We start from the raw sequence: 17,611 nt of genomic DNA on the forward strand, positions 1-17,611 counted from the left end.
CCGCCGCAAAGGTAAAACGCCCTTGCGCGCGGCACGGCCGCACCTCTCCTACTCCACCACCACGTTGTCAATCAGGCGCACGCCGCCCAGGTGCGCGGCCAGGCACAGCACCACGGCCCGGCCGGCGGTGTACTCGGCCAGCGGCTGCAGGGTTTGGGCGTCGGCCACTTCCACGTACTCGGGCGTGAACAATGGTTCTTGGGCCAAAGTCGCCTCGGCAGTGGCGCGCACCTGGGCGGGCGGCACGCCCTGGCGTACCTGGGCCGCGGCGGCTTCCAGCACTTGGTGCAGCAGCGGCGCGGCGGCGCGGGCCGGCGCATCGAGCCGGCGGTTGCGCGACGACATGGCCAGGCCATCGGCCTCGCGAATGGTCGGGCAGGTCACAATTTCGAGGTCGAACGACAGGTCGGCCACCAGCTGGCGAACGACGGCCACCTGCTGCCAGTCCTTCTGGCCGAAGTAGGCGCGGTGCGGGCGGGCCATGTGAAATAATTTGCTCACCACGGTGGCCACGCCGTTGAAATGGCCGGGGCGGTGGGCCCCTTCCATCACCCGCTCCAGGTCGCCGAAATCGAAGCGCAGCACGGCCGGCTGGGGGTACATCTCCTCCACCGTGGGCACAAACAGGGCGGTGCAGCCGGCGGGCTCCAACAGGGCCGCGTCGGCCTCGGGCACGCGGGGGTACAGGCGGAAGTCTTCGGCGTTGTTGAACTGCGTGGGGTTGACAAACAGGCTGACCACCACCACGTCGCAATCGGTGCGGGCGGCTTGTACCAGCTGCAGGTGGCCGTCGTGCAGGGCCCCCATGGTGGGAACCAAGCCGACCCGTTGGCCGGTTTGGCGAGCGTGTTCGGTGTAGGCGTGCAACCCGGCGGCCGTCGTAAGTATCTGCATAGAGAAGGAAGGCTATTGGCAAGGCCCTCGGTATGATTTATGTTGATTTTCCGCCCAAAATTGTTTAATTTTGTGCACCCATAGCATGGCCTTGTCCCATTCTCTTCAATAATCCATTATGTCGAAGCTACGAATCCTCTACGCGGCCACCGAAATTGACCCCTTCCTGCAGACCACGAAAGTGGCTGAAATGCTCCGGCGCCTACCCGCCAGCATGCAAGAGATGGGCTGCGAGATTCGGATTTTCGTGCCCCGTTTCGGCATTATCAACGAGCGCAAAAACCGGCTGCACGAAGTGGTGCGCCTCTCGGGCATCAACATCGCCGTGGGCGACGACGAGAAGCCGCTGGTTATCAAGGTAGCCTCCATCCCGACGGCCAAGCTGCAGGTGTATTTCATCGACAACGAGGACTATTTCCACCGCAAGTCGGCCCTGGTCGACAAGAATGACAAGTTTTACGCCGACAACGACGAGCGCGCCATTTTCTTCTGCAAAGGTGTGCTCGAGACGGTGAAGAAACTAGGCTGGTCGCCCAACATTGTGCACTGCTCGGACTGGATGACCGGTCTGATTCCGCTCTACCTGAAGACGACCTACAAGAAAGACCCGGTGTTCAAGGACGCCAAGTCGGTGTTCTCGATTTACAACAACGAGTTCGACGACAAATTTGAGGGCAACATTCTGGAGAAAGCGAAGATGCTCGACATCGACGACCAGATGCTGGCCTCGCTGAAGTCGGCTGATTTCAGCGGCTTCATCAAAATGGGCATGGAGTATGCCGACACCGTGGTGCGGTCCGACGAGGACTTCAGCGAAAACATGAACGGCATGTTCCACGAATACGCCCTCAACAACAAGCTCAGCCAGGTAGCCACCGACGAAAACCTGCACACTTCCTACCTAGCGCTTTACAATGAATTGGCTAACTAGCCGCAGTGCTCCCTTCGTGGCCCTGGCCGCCCTGGCGCTGGCCAGCTGCGACAAAGGCACGGACCTGAACGTTGACCTGCCCGACACCACGTCCGTCAGCACGGAGTACAAAGACCTTCCGTTGATAGCAAGCACCGTGCGCATTGCGCCGGTCCAAACGGCCAAAACCAATCAGTTCCTGGTGGGCCGCCTAGCCGACAACGTAGCCGGCAATACCACGGCCGCCGCGTACTTCAACGTGGTGGATGCCAGCGGTGTCAACGCCATCATTTCGGCCGGTGGCGGCACTCCCGCCGATTCGCTGCCTTCCACCGTTACTTCGCCGGCACTGGATTCGGTGGTGCTGGTGATGGGCTTCGACCGGGTGTATGGCAGCTCGACGACGCCCGTCAAGTTTGACTTGTTCAACCTGGCGGCACCGCTCGACGAGCGGCAGGTGTACAACGGCGCCACGCCGGTTGCGCTGGGGGCGCCCATTGCCCAGGGCCTCACCAGCCGCCTCGACCGTACCATCACCGTGGCCACCGCGGCCGTGGCCGCCACCTCCACCAGCCCGGCCATTCCGGCTGGCACCACCGTTACGCCCGACCCCACGGTGCGCCTGCTGCTACAACGGACGGCCGTGCCCCCGGGCCCGGGCCAGCCCGGCGTGCCGGGCGTGAGCTCGTCTTTTGCCACGGGACTGTACGCCAAGCTGAATACGGCTGGGTTCAACCAAGCCCAGTTGGATAGTTACCTGAAAGGCTTGGCGGTATTGCCCAATGTGGACCACAACAGCAGCATCGTCAGCTTTAGCAAAACCTACAAGTCGCGCATCCTGGTTTACTACCACCACAGCAAGTCACCTCCTGCGTACTCCACCATCTACTCCATCTATTTTGGCCCCGCTTACAGCGGCATAAGTACCACGTACTCGTCGGCGCGCGACCCGCGCTACTTTACCACCATCGACAACGTGCTGCCGCCTTCACTGTCGGCGCTGGCCGCGCGGTCGGGGTCGGTACCGCCGGCGCTGCTGGGCGGCACCAGCTACGTGCAGGAAGGCACTGGCCTAGCTACGCGCGTGCTGATGAAGGGCCGGGTTACGCTGAAACGCCTCATCGGCTCTAATGATACGGTGGGCGTGGTCATCAACCGGGCCGAGATTATTGTGCCCATTAAGCCGTTTACCAACGCCTTGTATGGCAACCCCGGCCAACTGTATGCCGTGGAAGTAAACGCCGCCAACGAGGTGTTGCAGCGCGTCATCAACTTCCTGCCCACCGACCGCATCGTGCAGGCCGATGGCACCAATCAGCAGGGTTCGGGCAGCCCGACCGCGGGCGTGCTCAACGCCAGCGGTGCGCAGTCGTATTACGCCATTCCGGTCACGGCCTACATGCAGGCCTATTTCTACAACAACCTGGGTGGCACGCCCGACGCCCTGGTGCTGGCGCCCAACATCCGTTCTTCCGCAGCGCTGACGCTGGACCGGGCCGCGCTCGACGCAGCCAACATCCGGCTGCGCGTGTACTACTCGCAGAAGCGCTAGGCTTTTCGGCCCAGCCAACCGGCCGCTCTGGCGCGTTCTCCTCATCCATTACTTAATCTAATTTGCCATGTGCGGCATTGTTGCTTACCTGGGCCATCGCGAGGCCTGCCCCATCATTCTCAAAGGCTTGCACCGGCTCGAATACCGGGGCTACGATTCGGCCGGTGTCGCGCTGCTCAACGGCGACCTGAACGTGTACAAGAAAAAAGGCAAGGTCAGCGACCTTGAAGCCTTTATTTCGACCAAGGACACGCACGCCAAGGTAGGCATGGGGCACACCCGCTGGGCCACCCACGGCGAGCCCAACGACGAAAATGCCCACCCCCACTACTCGACGTCGGAGCGCATTGCCATCATTCACAACGGCATCATTGAGAACTACGCGGCCCTGAAGACGCACTTGCAGCAGCAGGGCCACGTGTTTCATTCCGACACCGACACCGAAGTTTTCGTCAATTTGATTGAGGAAATCCAGAAGCAGAATGAATGTTCGCTGGAAGAGGCCGTGCGCCTGGCCCTGCACGAAGTGGTGGGCGCTTACGCCATCGTGGTGCTCAGCAAGGATGCTCCCAACCAGCTCATCGCCGCCCGCAAGGGCTCGCCAATGGTGATTGGCATTGGCGAAGGCGAGTTTTTCATTGCTTCCGACGCCACGCCCATCATCGAGTACACCAACGAGGTGGTGTATGTAAACGACTACGAAATCGTGGTGATTCGCGACGGCCAGCTGGAAATTCGCTCCAAGGAGGACGTGAGCCAGACGCCCTACATCCAGAAGCTGGAGCTGGAGCTCGACAGCATCGAGAAAGGCGGCTACGAGCACTTCATGCTGAAGGAGATTTTTGAGCAGCCCCGCTCAATTCTCGACTCCATGCGCGGTCGCCTGGAGCTGGAAGCCGGCCACCTGAACATGGGCGGCATTCGGGCTTACGAGCAGAAGTTCATCAACGCGCAGCGCATCATCATCGTGGCCTGTGGCACGAGCTGGCACGCCGGCCTGGTGGCCGAGTACCTCATTGAGGATTTGGCCCGCATTCCGGTGGAAGTGGAATACGCCTCGGAATTCCGCTACCGCAACCCGATTATCACGGAGCGCGACATTGTGATTGCCATCTCGCAGAGCGGTGAAACGGCCGATACGCTGGCCGCCATCGAGCTGGCCAAGAGCAAAGGTGCCACCATCTTCGGTGTGTGCAACGTGGTGGGCAGCAGCATTGCCCGCGCCACCGACGCCGGCGCCTACACCCACGCCGGCCCCGAAATCGGGGTGGCTTCTACCAAAGCCTTCACGGCGCAGGTGACGGTGCTCACGCTGCTGGCCATGATTATGGGCCAAAAGCGCGGCACCATCACCGACACCAAGCTGCGCGAGCTGATGGTGGAGCTGGACACCATTCCGACCAAAGTAACCAAGGCGTTGGAACTGGACGCCCAAATCCGCGAGATTGCCGAGGAGTTCAAGGACGCCACCAACTTCCTGTACCTGGGCCGCGGCTACAACTTCCCCGTAGCCCTGGAAGGCGCGCTTAAACTCAAAGAAATCAGCTACATCCACGCTGAGGGCTACCCGGCGGCCGAGATGAAGCACGGCCCCATTGCCCTGATTGACGAGAACATGCCGATGGTGGTGATTGCCACCCGCGACAGCTCGTACGAGAAGGTGGTGAGCAACATTCAGGAAGTGAAGGCCCGCAAAGGCCGCATCATTGCGGTGGTGAGCGAGGGCGACAAGGTGATTCCGGCCATGGCCGAATTCGTGATTGAAGTGCCTCACACCAGCGAAGTGCTGATGCCGCTGGTGTCGGTGGTGCCGCTGCAGTTGCTGAGCTACCACATTGCCGTGCTGCGCGGCTGCAACGTGGACCAGCCCCGCAACCTCGCCAAGTCGGTGACGGTGGAGTAAGGTGAGTTGGTGAAACAGTGAATTGGTGAGTTTTTTTGACTTACCGATGGGAAGCCGCTTCTGGAAACAGGGGCGGCTTTTCGCGTTATTTGCGTTACCTAAACTCACCTATTCACTGTTTCACCAACTCACCGCATGGCTCACCAGATTATTCTTACCGACCAGGCCCCGGCTCCCATCGGCCCCTACTCGCAAGCCGTGAAAGCGGGCAACACCGTATACGTTTCGGGTCAGATTCCGCTGGATGCCGGCGGTCAGCTCGTGCCCGGCGATATTGCGGCGCAGACGCACCAGGTGCTGAAGAACCTGACGGCCATTCTGGCCGCCGCCGGCCTCACGCTGGCCGATGTGGTGAAGTGCAGCATCTTCGTGAAGGACCTTGGCGATTTCGCCACCATCAATCAGGTGTACGGCTCCTATTTTGACGAGGCAACGGCGCCGGCCCGCGAGACGGTGGAGGTAGCCCGATTGCCGCGCGATGTGCAAGTGGAAATTTCCTGTATTGCCGTGGGTGCATAATATCCTGACGGAGCGGGCGTTGGCAATGCTTTATTTCCAACCATAAACCCCGCCTCGCATGAAAGAACTTGGACTCGGCTTGCTCATTATCGGGCTCATTTCGCTGGTGCTGCCGCTCATCAACCCCAACATTCACTACGTTTTTCTGACGTGGATTGACCGGTGGGGCCCGGCTGTGGCCTGGGTCATCCGGGGCGGCATCACGCTGCTGGGGCTGGTGCTCTGGCTGGGCTTCAAGAATAGGGACTAAAAAACCAGTTAGCAGTTGTCAGTGAACAGTTAGCAATGAGTAGTTGGCCTTGAATAGTTCATTGCTAACTATTCACTGACAACTGCTAACTGCCCTTGGCCTTACCTTTGCAGCGCGTTCCGAACTCCGGGGCGCGCTTTTCATTTGTTATGGCTGAAAGAGAAGTTCGGGTGCGCTTTGCGCCCTCGCCCACCGGGCCGCTGCACATCGGCGGCGTGCGCACCGCACTGTATAACTACCTGCTGGCCCGCAAGCTGGGCGGCAAGATGCTCCTGCGCATCGAAGACACCGACCAGAACCGCTTCGTGCCCGGCGCCGAGGAGTACATCCTCGAGGCCCTGGCTTGGTGCGGCATCGTGATTGACGAAGGCCAGGGCGTAGGCGGTCCCCACGGCCCCTACAAGCAGAGCGAGCGCAAGCCCATGTACAAGCAGTACGCCGACCAGCTCATCGCCGACGGCCACGCGTACTACGCCTTCGACACGCCCGAGGAGTTGGACGCCATGCGCGCCCGCCTGCAAGCCGCCAAGGTGCCCAACCCGCAGTACAACAGCATTACCCGCGCTCAGATGCGCAACTCCCTCACCCTGCCCGAGGACGAGGTGAAGCAACTGCTGGAGAGCGGCGCGCCCTACGTCATTCGCCTAAAAGTGCCCCGCAAGGAGGAAGTGCGCTTTCAGGATTTGATTCGCGGCTGGGTGGTGGTGCACTCGTCGGCCATCGACGACAAGGTGCTGATGAAGTCGGACGGCATGCCGACCTACCACCTGGCCAACATCGTGGACGACCACCTGATGGAGATTTCGCACGTCATTCGGGGCGAAGAGTGGCTGCCCTCGGCGCCGCTGCACGTGCTGCTCTACCGCTACCTGGGCTGGGAAAAGACCATGCCGCAGTTTGCCCACCTGCCCCTGCTGCTGAAGCCCGACGGCACCGGCAAGCTCAGCAAGCGCGACGGCGACCGCCTGGGCTTCCCGGTGTTCCCACTGGAATGGCACGGCATCGACGGCGAAACCGGTGAGCCCACCGTGAGCCGCGGCTACCGCGAGGACGGCTACCTGCCCGAAGCCCTGGTAAATTTCCTGGCTTTCCTGGGCTGGAACCCGGGCACGCAGCAGGAAATCTTCTCGATGGACGAGCTGATTCAGGCCTTTTCCATTGAGCGCGTGAGCAAGTCGCCGGCCAAGTTCGACCAGAACAAGGTGAAGTGGTACAACGAGCACTACCTGCGCGCCAAGTCCGACGCCGAGCTGGCGCCCTACCTGCTCACGGCCCTGCAGGAGCACGGCATCGAGTGCTCGCAGGAGAAAGCCGAGCAGATTGTGGGCGTGATGAAGGAGCGCGTGAGCTTCCCGAACGACTTCTGGCAGGAAGCCAAGTACTTCTTCGCGGCTCCGACGGAATACGACGAAGCGGTTATCAGCAAGAAATGGAACGCGCAGGTGAGCGCCGCCCTGGCGGCCTACGCCGACGCCCTGCCCGCCAACTCGGAGCCCAGCGCCAACGCCGAGGTTCTGAAAAGTATCTTCAACCAAACGGTGGAAGCCCAGGGCATGAAGCCCGGCCAGGTGCTGCAAGCCCTGCGCGTGGCCGTGACCGGTGCCGCCGCCGGCCCCGACCTGTTCGAAACGTTGGCCATTCTGGGCAGCGGCGAAGTGGGCACGCGCCTGCGGGCCACCGTGGAGCGCCTGGCATCGCGTGTGTAGCCGCATTTTTCCGGAATAGTAGAAAGGCTGGCCCTTGGGCTGGCCTTTTTTTATGCGCGGCCGGTTCACCCGCGGGCCCGAATTCGCGTAGAGTGGTGCACATCTGCCCAACTTTTCCGTCATGGCCAAAAAACCCGTCAAACCGAAGAAAGCCGCCGACCCCGACAAAAAAGCCCGCGTCCACAAGGAGCTCGAAGGCTTTGAGATTGGGGTGAACCCGCTCGGGGAAATCACCTCCAACTACAGCATCGAGCAAATCAACCAGTTTCTGGGCCGGCACGTGCGCGACAAAAAGCTGGTGGACCGCGCCGGCCAGTTCGGCGAAAAGCCGGGCCCCGACGAAACCGAAGATGAAGCCTTCCCCATTGCCGACGCCGAGCACGCGCCCGAACCCGAGGAGACGGACGAGGATTTCATGCGCCGCACCAGCCGCGAGGCCAAGCGCAAAAAAGCCGCAGAGGACCCCGACCGCGCTGCTGCCGAAACCCGCGGCGAGCTGCCGCTCGACGAGTAAACCGCCGCGCTACAAGGTATTGGTATTGCCCGTGCGGAGGCCTTTCTCAAAGGTTTCGACGCGAATGAGCTGGCCGTCCTGGTACGACTCTGTGCGGGTGGTTTTGTTGCCTTCGTAGGTTTCTACCTGCGTGAGCTTGCCGTCTTCGTATTTCTCGGCGCGCGTGATGGTGCCGTCGGTATAGGTTTGCACGTCGGTCACCTGGCCGGCGGGGTCGTAGCTCGTCCAGGGGCCATACCAGTAGAAGCGCGGGGCTTTGCCCTGCCCCGTGACCCATTGCGCGGTGCCGCGCCGCGCCACTTTGCCATCGGGGTGCCAATAGGTTACTTCGCACAGGCCGTCGCGCCCGTACACTTCGGAGCGCTCAAGCGCACCCGTGGGCGCGAAGTAGCGGAACGTGCGCACTGGGCGCCCGTGGCGGTACTGGCCGGTGGTGAAAAGCTGCTTGTTGGCGGCATCGTGGTAGGTGCGCCAGCGGCCCCGGGCCAGGCCGTGGCGGTCCGAGCGGTTGGGGTTCCAGAAGCCGCGCGCCCCGGCGCAGGCATTGAGAATGGCCGCGAGGCCGAACAGCAACAGCAAACGGGAAAGGCGCATGAGGCGAAGGGGTTAGCGACAACTATAAAGTTAGTTGTATTGGCTTTCCCAACGCAACAAATTCAAAATATTGTTCCCACGCCGATTTTTTGAAATGCAGGAATTTGAGCCGTTTCCTATCTTTGGCCGCTCACCTTTTCTGCTTTTGCGCCATGACCTCCCACGACGTTGATTACCGCATCCTCGGCTCCGACATTCAGGTGCTGGAAATTGAGCTCGACCCCAACGAAACCGTCATTGCCGAGGCCGGGGCCATGGTGTACATGGAAGAAGGCATTGCCTTCGAAACCAAAATGGGCGACGGCTCCGAGCCCGACCAGGGCTTCATGGGCAAGCTGTTCTCGGCCGGCACGCGCTTGATTACCGGCGAGTCGCTGTTTCTCACGCACTTCACCCACCGGGGCGGCTATGGCAAAAGCCGGGTAGCCTTTTCGGCCCCCTACCCCGGCACCATCATCCCCGTCAACCTGCGCGACATGCCCGCCGGCCTCATTGTGCAAAAAGACGGCTTCCTGGCCGCGGCGCGGGGCACCAAAATCAGCCTGCACTTCAACCAGAAATTCGGCGCCGGCCTGTTTGGCGGCGAGGGCTTTATTCTGCAAAAGCTGACCGGCGACGGCAAGGCTTTTGTGCACGCCGGCGGCACCATCATCGAGAAAAAGTTGAACAACGAGCTGCTGCGCGTCGATACCGGCTGCGTGGTGGCCTTCGAGCCCAGCATCGACTTCAGCGTGGCCCGGGCCGGCGGCCTCAAATCCATGATTTTTGGGGGCGAGGGCCTGCTGCTGGCCACGCTGCAGGGCACGGGCCGCGTGTGGCTGCAATCGATGCCCGTGAAGAAGCTCATTCGTGCCCTGGCACCCAGCGGCGGCAACGCCCAGAAGGAAAGCGGCAGCGTGCTGGGCGGCCTGCTGGGCAATATGCTGGACGAGTAGCGCGGGACGCGAACGCCGCTATGCAGCGGCGGGAAGCGCGGGCGCGGCCAAGGCCACGGGTACGGCCGGCGATGCGTCGCTGCTGTCGGCCATGCCCTTGATGGCAAAGCCCACCGCCAGCAGCAGCAGAAAGCCAACGCCCACCGCCACCTTTATCAGGAACTTGAAGTCGGCGCTTTCGTCGTGCTTGCGACGGTCGGCCAAGCGGCGTTGACTACGCGTTTTATACGGGCGCTGATAAGCCGTTTTTTTGGCCGCAGGTGCTTGAGTAGTATAGGACATAGGCATGAACGTTACGGTAATATTACCACTTTTTGCAATATTATCGTTGGGCAAGCCGCATTTAGTCGACTGAATGCCTCTTTATTCTCGCTAAAAGCCTGTTTTTACTCTGCCAGTCGGGCTTGCCGCCTTCACCAGCAACTGGTTAACGCCCCGGCTTGGCCGTGGCGCCGGCGGTGTGCAGCACGGCTTCGAGCACATCGCGGGTGTTGAGCAGGCGCGGCACCTTGTGCTGCCCGCCCAGCTTGCCCTGACTGGCCAGCCAGGCTTCGAAGGTGCCGGCGGGCACGGCCCGCAGCTGCGGCGGGGCCAAGGCCAGGCTGCGGTGGCGCTTGGCGGCGTAGTCGGAATTGAGTTCGCACAGCGTGGCGTCGAGCACGGCCCCGAAGCGGGCCAGGTCGGGCCGGGCGGGGCCGGTGGCAAACTCCACGGCCCATTCGTGCCCACCGCGCGAAGTGGCATTATCGGCCGCAAACCAGACCGGGGCCACGGTAAAATCGCGCACGGCGGCGCCGGTGGCCTGGCTGGCGGCGGCCACAGCCGCCTCGGCGTTCTCGATAACGACTTCTTCGCCAAATGCATTGAGAAAATGCTTGGTGCGTCCGGTGATGCGCACCCGGTAGGGCGCCAGCGAGGTGAAGCGCACGGTGTCGCCCACGAGGTAGCGCCACAGGCCGGCATTGGTGCTGATGACCAGGGCGTAGGGCCGATGCAACTCGACCTGAGCCAGCGGCACGGGGCGCGGGTCGGGGGCGTCCCATTGGTCGGCGGGCAGGAACTCGTAGTAGATGCCGTGGTCGAGCAGCAACAGCAGGTCCTCGCTGTCGGGCTGGTCCTGCAGGGCGAAGTAGCCTTCGGAAGCGTTGTAGATTTCGAGGTAGCGCATGCGCGCATCGGGAATCAGCTGCCGAAACAGCTCGCGGTAAGGCCCAAACGCCACGGCACCGTGCAAAAACAGCCGCAGCTGCGGCCACACCTCGGTGATGTTGTCGGCGCCGGCCAGGGCCACCACGCGGCGCAGCAGCACCACCATCCAGGTGGGCACGCCGGCCAGGGTGCGCACGTCCTGCCGGAGCACGTGCCGGGCAATGCGCTCGATTTTCTCTTCCCACTCGTCCAGCAGAGCCAGGCGCAGCGGCGGGGTGCGCAGCTGCTCGGCCCACCACGGCAGCTGCTGCATGATGACGGCCGACACGTCGCCGGCCCGCGAGGCGGGCTCCTGCGGCCGGAATGGGTTGGCGGCGTGGGCCCCGCCCAGCGAGAGCGTTTTGCCGGCCAGCAGCCGCTCCCGAGGGTAGAAGTGGGTGCTCAGGGCCAGCATGTCGCGGCCGGCGCGGTAGTGGCACTCGTGCAGCGACTCCGTGGTGACGGGGATGAACTTACTGCGGGCGTTGGTGGTGCCGCTGCTTTTGGCAAACCACTGCGGGCGGCCAGGCCACAGCACGTCGGGGGCGCCGCGCAGCACTTTTTCCAGCTCGGGATACAGCTGCTCGTAAGTGCTCACCGGCACCCGGCGGCCAAACTCGGCGGCCGATAATTGCTCCCGAAAGCCGTAGCGCCGGCCCCACTCGGTGGCTTTGGCCCGGCTCAGCAGGTGCGTCAGCAGCCGGGCCTGCAGGGCGTCGGGCTGCTCGCGCACGCGGGCCAGCCGGGGCAGGCTGCTCCATTGAACGGCGTGGGCGAGTAGCTGGTCGAGCATAGGCAATGTGCTGAGTGAAACGGAGGCCTGGATTTCTTTCGCTCCGCGGCCCTTAAAACGTGCGCTTGAGCTCGAAATTCTTGCCCAGGTACACGCGGCGCACGGTTTCGTCGCTGGCCAGCTCTTCGGCGGTGCCGGCTTTCAGCAGCTTGCCTTCGAAGAGCAGGTAGGCGCGGTCCACGATGTTGAGGGTGGCGTTCACGTCGTGGTCGGTGATGAGCACGCCGATGCCGCGGTGCTTGAGCTTGGCCACAATGCCCTGGATTTCTTCGGTGGCAATAGGGTCGACGCCCGCAAACGGCTCGTCGAGCAGCACAAACTTAGGGTCGACGGCCAGCGCCCGGGCGATTTCGGTGCGGCGGCGCTCGCCGCCGCTCAGCACCTTGCCCAGGTTTTTGCGCACGTGCCCGAGGCTAAACTCTTCGAGCAGCTCCTCAACCTTGGCCTGGCGGGCTTCCTTTTTGAGCTTGGTCATTTCGAGCACGGCCATGATGTTTTCCTCCACGCTCAGGTCGCGGAACACGCTGGCTTCCTGGGCCAAATAGCCCACGCCGAGCCGGGCCCGCTGGTAGATGGGCATGGTCGTGATTTCGGTGTCGTCGAGGAAAATGCGGCCGGCGTTGGGCTTCACCATGCCCACCATCATGTAGAAGCAGGTGGTTTTGCCAGCGCCGTTGGGCCCGAGCAGGCCCACGATTTCGCCCTGCTCCACGGTCACCGACATGTCGTTGACGACGGTACGGGCTTTGTATTTTTTGATGAGGTGGTCGGCGCGAAGAATCATAGGGCAAAGGTAGGGGCTTGCGGCACGGCGGCCGAACCCGGGAAATAAACGAAAGCAACGACAAAATCAGTCGGCTTGCCTAACAATTGACTTGAATTTTTCCGCTACTTTTAGCCTCTCAAAAAACCCCACCCCAAAATTTAAATTATATGACGGTAAAAACACTACTCCTCGCAGGAGGTGCGCTGCTTGCCAGTGCGTCGGCGGCGTCGGCCAGCGGCTTTCAGGTGAACCTGGGCGGACAGAAAAATATCGGCATGGGCGGCGTCGGCGTGGGCTTGTCGCTCGACCAGGCGGCCATGTTCTACAACCCCGGCGCCCTGGCCATGGTGCGCGACAACGGTGTGCAAGTGGGCGTGAACGCCGCCCTGGCCCGCATCAGCTTCCGCAGCGAAAACGACGGCGGCCAGCGCACCCTGCAAAACAGCGTGGTGACGCCCTTTAACTTCTACGCCGGCTTCGGCCCGAAGGACGCCAAATACAAGTTCGGCGTGGCCGTGTACACGCCCTACGGCAACAAAGTGAAGTACGCCGACGGCTGGGAAGGCCGCTACGCCCTCACCGAAATCGACCTGAAGGCGGTGTACGTGCAACCCACCTTCTCCTACGCCATCACGCCGCAGCTGAGCGTGGGCGCCGGCCTGATGATTCTGGCGTACGGCTCGGTGAACCTGCAGAAGGACCTGCCCCTGCCCACCGGCGCCGGCCACATCGAGCTCGATGGCAAGGCCAAGACGCAGTTTGGCTACAACGCCGGCGTCTTCTTCAAGCCCTCCGACAAGCTGGGCGTGGGCGTGAGCTACCGCTCGCAAATTGACGCCAAGGTTGAAAACGGCAAAATCACCTACACTGGTCTGCCCACGGGCGCCAGCGCTGGCGTTGTGAATCCTTCGTTCACGGCCAACCAGTTTGCCGCCACGCTGCCCCTGCCGGCCGTGGCCAGCATTGGCATCGGCATCAACCCCACCGACAAGCTGACCCTGGGCGTAGACGCCGCCCTGACGTTCTGGAGCAAGTACCGCACCCTCGATTTCGCCTTTAGCAGCGACAACGGCGGAACGGGCGTGGTAGGTGGCAAGCCCACCAGCACTTCCGTGCGCAACTACCAGGATGCCCTGGCCTTCCGCGTGGGCGGCCAATACATGGTGAGCGACAAGCTGGCCGTGCGCGCCGGCGCATCGTACGACTTCTCGGCCGTGCGCGACGGGTACGTGACCCCCGAAACGCCCGATGCTGACCGTGCCATTGGCACGCTGGGCCTCTCCTACCAGGTGACGGAAAAACTGGGCGTAGACGCCTCGTTCCTGTTCGAAGCCCTGGTGAAGCGCACCCAGACCCAGCAGGACCTGCAGAACCTGGGCACCACCGACCGCGTGGCCGGCACCTTCCGCACCAACGCCTACATTCCCGGCATCGGCCTGCACTACAAGTTTTAATTTCCCACCCGACCCTAAGTCTTTGCTCTTATGAAATTGTATATCAAACGTTCGGCACCGGTACTGGGCTTGTTGGGCCTGGGTCTGGCGGGCTGCCAGCCCGACATTGACGCCCCCAACATGAGCCCGGGTTCGGCGGATTTTTCCAGCTACGTAGCCGTGGGCAACTCCCTCACCTCGGGCTACTCCGACGGCGGCCTCTACAACGAGGCCCAGGCCACGTCGTATCCCGCCATTCTGGCCCAGCAATTTGCCAAAACCGGCAAGGGCCCGGCCGCCTTCGTGCAGCCCAGTTTCTCGGCCGCCCGCAAGGACGGCTCGGGCTTTGTGAAGCTGCTGGTGGTGAACGGCGCGCTGACGCCAGTAGCCCCGTCGCCCGGCCCGCCCCCCGGCGGCAACAACTTCCTGGGCGAGCAAGTGGCCTACACCAACAACACCCTGCCCGCCCCGCCTTTGGGTTCGGGCCAGCCCGAGCTGGAAGCCTACACCGGCGGCCAGCCCGACAACCTGGGCGTGCCCGGCATTTCGGTGCTGAGCGCCGACCGCACGGCCGCCTCCACGGGCTCAGCCGCGCTGGACGCGGCCACCCGCGCCACGGCCGGGGCCTACGGCAACGTGAACCCCTTCTTCCAACGCATTCTGCCCGCGGCCGACCGCGGCACCAAGGACTACGTGACATACATCGGGCAGAAGAACGCCACGTTCTACACCTGCTGGATGGGCAACAACGACGTGCTGACCTACGCCACCGGCGGCGGCGTCAGCAACCTGGCGGCCAACCCCTTCAGCGGCCTAACGGATTCCACCAGTTTCGGTCGGGGCTATCGCAACATCGTGAACACCATCTCGAAGGGTGGCACGGTGAAGGGCGTGTGCGCCAACATTCCGAACGTGGCCAACATCCCGTACTTCACCACCGTGACGGTGGGTGCGGTGCTGGCTGCTTATAAAGCCGCTAACCCGGCCATTGCCAACATTTACGTAACGGCGCGCACCTCGGCCACCACCACGGCCACGGCGGCCCGCGTGGCCACCGCCACCGACCTGCTGACGCTGACGGCCCAGTCCTACATCGCCGCCAACCCCGGCGTCGGTGCCTCGCCGCTGGCTCCCATTCCCAGCCAGTACGTCCTCGACCCCATCGAGCAAACCGAAGTATTGAACCGCACCACGCAGCTGAACAACATCATCGCCAAGACGGCCCGCCAGTACAAGGCCGGCCTGGCCGACATGAACTCGTTCTTCAACGACATCGTGGCTCGTGGCGTGGTGACCAACGCCGTGAGCAACTCGGCTACTTTCGCCTCCGGCAACCTCTTCAGCCTCGACGGCGTGCACCCCACGCCCCGCGGCTACGCGGTGGTGGCCAACGAGTTCATCCGCGTCATCAACGTTACCTACGGCGCTTCGGTGCCCACGGTAAACCCGAACGACTACCGCGGCGTGCTGTTCCCGCTCTAGCAGTCCGTTATGCTTGCGCAAAAAAGGCCTTTCCGAGTGGAAAGGCCTTTTTTATTGCACTGTGGTGTGCTTCCTAGGCTAAGCACAGGCTACGCGGCGCTAGGCACGTGCCCCGCCAGATGCGCAGCAATGAGCTGGGCGTGGTGCCGGCCGTTCTCGATAAACCAGCGGCTGGTGGCGCGGCCGCCGCACACGGTGCCGGCCACGAAAACGCCGGGCTGCGTGGTTTCGTGGGTGGCGGGGTCGAAGAGCGGGGCGCGGGCCTCGTCCTGGGGGTCGGGCTCCACGCCGAGGCGGCCGAGCAGGGCCTCGTCGGGGTGGTAGCCGGTGAGGGCGTACACGAACTGCGCCGGGATGGTGAGCGGCCCGTTGGGCGTGCGCACTTCCACGGCCTCGGGCGTGATGGCGGTGACGCAGGTGTTGAAATGCGCGGTGATGCGGCCTTCGGCAATGCGGTTGACGAGGTCGGGCCGAATCCAATATTTCACCGAATTACTGACTTCGGGGCCACGTACGATGAGCGTGACCTGGGCCCCGGCGCGCGTGAGCTGCAGGGCGGCTTTGGCGGAGGAATTTTTGGCCCCGATAACAACGACGTGCTGGCCCACGTGCTCGTACGGCTCTTTGTAGTAGTGCTTCACGTGGGGCAGGTCTTCGCCGGGCACGTCGAGCGGATTGGGCAGGTCGTAGAAGCCCGTGGCCACGATGACGTTGCGGGTCTGAATTTCGCCCTTGTCGGTGGTCACCGTGAAATTGCCTTGCTCGCCGCGCAGGCTCAGCACCCGTTCGTAGAGGCGCAAGTCCAGCTTTTCGGAGCGGGCCACGCGCTGGTAATAGTCGAGCGCGTCTTCGCGCAAGGGCTTGTAGTGCGCCGTGGGAAAGGGATAACCGCCGATTTCGAGCAGTTCGGGGGTGGAAAAGAATTCCATGTTGGTGGGGTAGCCAATGATGGAATTGACCAGCGCGCCCTTTTCCACAATGGCCACGCGAAGGCCTTTGCGCTGGGCTTCGAGGGCGCAGGCCAGGCCCACGGGGCCGGCCCCGATGATGAGAACGTCGAGCATATGATGTGGCGACGCGTATTAGCGTCTTGTCGTTGAACGATAATGGGGCAGCTTCTCTCAAAACCAACTAGCCCGGACGCAGAGACGCAAATATGCGTCTCTACCTTTGCGCCATGCGTACCTGTGACTTGTGCGGCAGCACCGATTTTAAGAAGCTGCCTTTCTACTACGAATTTGAAGGCCAACGGCTGCAAGGCACCCAATGCCGCGCCTGCGACCTGATGTTTCTGGACCCGCAGCCCACGCCGGCGCAGCTGGAACGGCTCTACGGCAAGGACTATTTCACGGAGCGCCCCAACTACGACCGCACCCAGCAGGACGTGGTGTTCATTGAGGAAAGCCAGAAGCAGGAAGCCATAAACCAGCTCCGGCCCGACAAGTTCACCAATTACATTCTGGCCAAGTACCCCAGCCGCAAATTCCGCTACCTGGAAGTGGGCTGCGGCCCCGGCTACACCCTCAAAAGCCTGGAGGCCATGGGCTGGGAAAGCCACGGCCTCGAAATATCGGAGCACGCGGCCGACTTCGCCCGCCGCGAGCTGCACCTGCCCGTGGTGACGGGCAACATCGAAACCACCGAAGACTTCCACGAGAACCAGTTCGACCTCGCCTACATGGGCGACGTGCTGGAGCACCTGCTTTCGCCCAGCGCCACGCTGGCCAAGTTTCACCGCATTCTGGAGCCGGGCGGGCTGCTGGTGCTGGCCCTGCCGGCCACGCTCAACCTGCCCACCGTGCGCCTCGGCTTTGCCGCTTATGGCGTGCTCGGCAAGGAACGCAAGATGGACATTCCGCCCTACCACTTGTTCGAATTTACGCCGGCCACCATCACCAAAATGCTCAAAAAGCAGGGCTTCGAAGTGGCAGAGCTACTGAACCCGGTGAAGCCGCCGAAGAACATCCGGCTGGGCGGCAGCCTGGTGGAGAAGGTGAGCAAGCTGGCCGGCCAGTACCCCACGTACTATCTCAACAAGCTGACCGGACGGTTCGGCGACCGGATGTTTGTGGTGGCGCGGAACGTGAAGTAGTCACCTCAAGGAGCCAAAAAGAACGTCGTGCTGAGCGAAGTCGAAGCATCTCTACCGCACCACTAATCATTTAGTATCGC

Annotated in this window: 17 protein-coding genes; 11 read left to right on the forward strand and 6 right to left on the reverse strand. The window is 62.6% G+C overall.

Translation table 11 applies throughout. From position 1 onward, the window contains the following. Positions 1 to 48: 48 nt before the first annotated feature. Positions 49 to 894 carry a pantoate--beta-alanine ligase gene (gene panC, locus MUN81_RS00720; RefSeq protein ID WP_245114492.1) on the reverse strand — a complete coding sequence of 282 codons (846 nt, stop codon included), beginning with the start codon at positions 892 to 894 and terminating at the stop codon, positions 49 to 51. Positions 895 to 1,012: 118 nt separating this feature from the next. Here panC and MUN81_RS00725 point away from each other — a divergent pair, with 118 nt between their 5' ends. From MUN81_RS00725 to MUN81_RS00755, 7 genes are all read left to right on the forward strand, one after another. After that, positions 1,013 to 1,825, forward strand: coding sequence for a glycogen/starch synthase (locus tag MUN81_RS00725; RefSeq protein ID WP_190926432.1), 813 nt, complete (start codon positions 1,013 to 1,015; stop codon positions 1,823 to 1,825). Then, positions 1,809 to 3,356 carry a DUF4270 family protein gene (locus MUN81_RS00730; protein WP_245114493.1) on the forward strand — a complete coding sequence of 516 codons (1,548 nt, stop codon included), beginning with the start codon at positions 1,809 to 1,811 and terminating at the stop codon, positions 3,354 to 3,356. Before MUN81_RS00725 ends, MUN81_RS00730 begins: the two co-directional genes overlap by 17 nt. A gap of 67 nt (positions 3,357 to 3,423) precedes the next feature. Further along, positions 3,424 to 5,259 carry a glutamine--fructose-6-phosphate transaminase (isomerizing) gene (glmS, locus tag MUN81_RS00735; RefSeq protein ID WP_245114494.1) on the forward strand — a complete coding sequence of 612 codons (1,836 nt, stop codon included), beginning with the start codon at positions 3,424 to 3,426 and terminating at the stop codon, positions 5,257 to 5,259. A 135-nt stretch (positions 5,260 to 5,394) separates the two neighbouring features. After that, the gene (locus MUN81_RS00740; RefSeq protein WP_245114495.1) at positions 5,395 to 5,778 is read left to right on the forward strand and encodes a RidA family protein; all 384 of its coding nucleotides are present in this window, start codon (positions 5,395 to 5,397) and stop codon (positions 5,776 to 5,778) included. Between the two features lie 58 nt (positions 5,779 to 5,836). Further along, a complete protein-coding gene (locus MUN81_RS00745; protein WP_245114496.1) occupies positions 5,837 to 6,028 on the forward strand; it encodes a hypothetical protein in 192 nt (63 codons plus the stop codon). A gap of 149 nt (positions 6,029 to 6,177) precedes the next feature. After that, complete coding sequence (gene gltX, locus MUN81_RS00750) at positions 6,178 to 7,734, forward strand: glutamate--tRNA ligase (RefSeq protein WP_245114497.1); 1,557 nt, start codon at positions 6,178 to 6,180, stop codon at positions 7,732 to 7,734. A gap of 121 nt (positions 7,735 to 7,855) precedes the next feature. Further along, positions 7,856 to 8,248, forward strand: coding sequence for a hypothetical protein (locus tag MUN81_RS00755; RefSeq protein ID WP_245114498.1), 393 nt, complete (start codon positions 7,856 to 7,858; stop codon positions 8,246 to 8,248). Between the two features lie 9 nt (positions 8,249 to 8,257). Here MUN81_RS00755 and MUN81_RS00760 read toward each other — a convergent pair whose 3' ends face one another. Then, entirely contained in the window at positions 8,258 to 8,842 is a 585-nt protein-coding gene (locus MUN81_RS00760; protein WP_245114499.1) for a hypothetical protein, read from the reverse strand. A gap of 152 nt (positions 8,843 to 8,994) precedes the next feature. On the opposite strand from MUN81_RS00760, the gene MUN81_RS00765 reads away from it, so the two are divergent. Further along, positions 8,995 to 9,777 carry a TIGR00266 family protein gene (locus MUN81_RS00765; RefSeq protein WP_245114500.1) on the forward strand — a complete coding sequence of 261 codons (783 nt, stop codon included), beginning with the start codon at positions 8,995 to 8,997 and terminating at the stop codon, positions 9,775 to 9,777. Between the two features lie 18 nt (positions 9,778 to 9,795). Here the strand turns inward: MUN81_RS00765 and MUN81_RS00770 are convergent, their stop codons facing one another. The 3 genes from MUN81_RS00770 to lptB form a co-directional block, all read right to left on the reverse strand. After that, positions 9,796 to 10,059, reverse strand: coding sequence for a hypothetical protein (locus tag MUN81_RS00770; protein ID WP_245114501.1), 264 nt, complete (start codon positions 10,057 to 10,059; stop codon positions 9,796 to 9,798). 145 nt (positions 10,060 to 10,204) lie between these two features. Then, entirely contained in the window at positions 10,205 to 11,758 is a 1,554-nt protein-coding gene (locus MUN81_RS00775) for a GH3 auxin-responsive promoter family protein (protein ID WP_245114502.1), read from the reverse strand. Positions 11,759 to 11,810: 52 nt separating this feature from the next. After that, complete coding sequence (lptB, locus tag MUN81_RS00780; protein WP_245114503.1) at positions 11,811 to 12,542, reverse strand: LPS export ABC transporter ATP-binding protein; 732 nt, start codon at positions 12,540 to 12,542, stop codon at positions 11,811 to 11,813. A 149-nt stretch (positions 12,543 to 12,691) separates the two neighbouring features. Here lptB and MUN81_RS00785 point away from each other — a divergent pair, with 149 nt between their 5' ends. After that, positions 12,692 to 13,978 carry an outer membrane protein transport protein gene (locus tag MUN81_RS00785; RefSeq protein WP_245114504.1) on the forward strand — a complete coding sequence of 429 codons (1,287 nt, stop codon included), beginning with the start codon at positions 12,692 to 12,694 and terminating at the stop codon, positions 13,976 to 13,978. 30 nt (positions 13,979 to 14,008) lie between these two features. Beyond that, entirely contained in the window at positions 14,009 to 15,439 is a 1,431-nt protein-coding gene (locus MUN81_RS00790) for an SGNH/GDSL hydrolase family protein (RefSeq protein WP_245114505.1), read from the forward strand. Positions 15,440 to 15,528: 89 nt separating this feature from the next. Here MUN81_RS00790 and MUN81_RS00795 read toward each other — a convergent pair whose 3' ends face one another. Further along, the gene (locus MUN81_RS00795) at positions 15,529 to 16,503 is read right to left on the reverse strand and encodes a YpdA family putative bacillithiol disulfide reductase (RefSeq protein WP_245114506.1); all 975 of its coding nucleotides are present in this window, start codon (positions 16,501 to 16,503) and stop codon (positions 15,529 to 15,531) included. Between the two features lie 113 nt (positions 16,504 to 16,616). On the opposite strand from MUN81_RS00795, the gene MUN81_RS00800 reads away from it, so the two are divergent. Further along, positions 16,617 to 17,531, forward strand: a complete 915-nt coding sequence (locus MUN81_RS00800) for a class I SAM-dependent methyltransferase (RefSeq protein ID WP_245114507.1) — start codon at positions 16,617 to 16,619, stop codon at positions 17,529 to 17,531. Positions 17,532 to 17,611 lie beyond the last annotated feature (80 nt).

This window comes from Hymenobacter sp. 5317J-9 (assembly GCF_022921075.1).
GTDB lineage: Bacteria > Bacteroidota > Bacteroidia > Cytophagales > Hymenobacteraceae > Hymenobacter.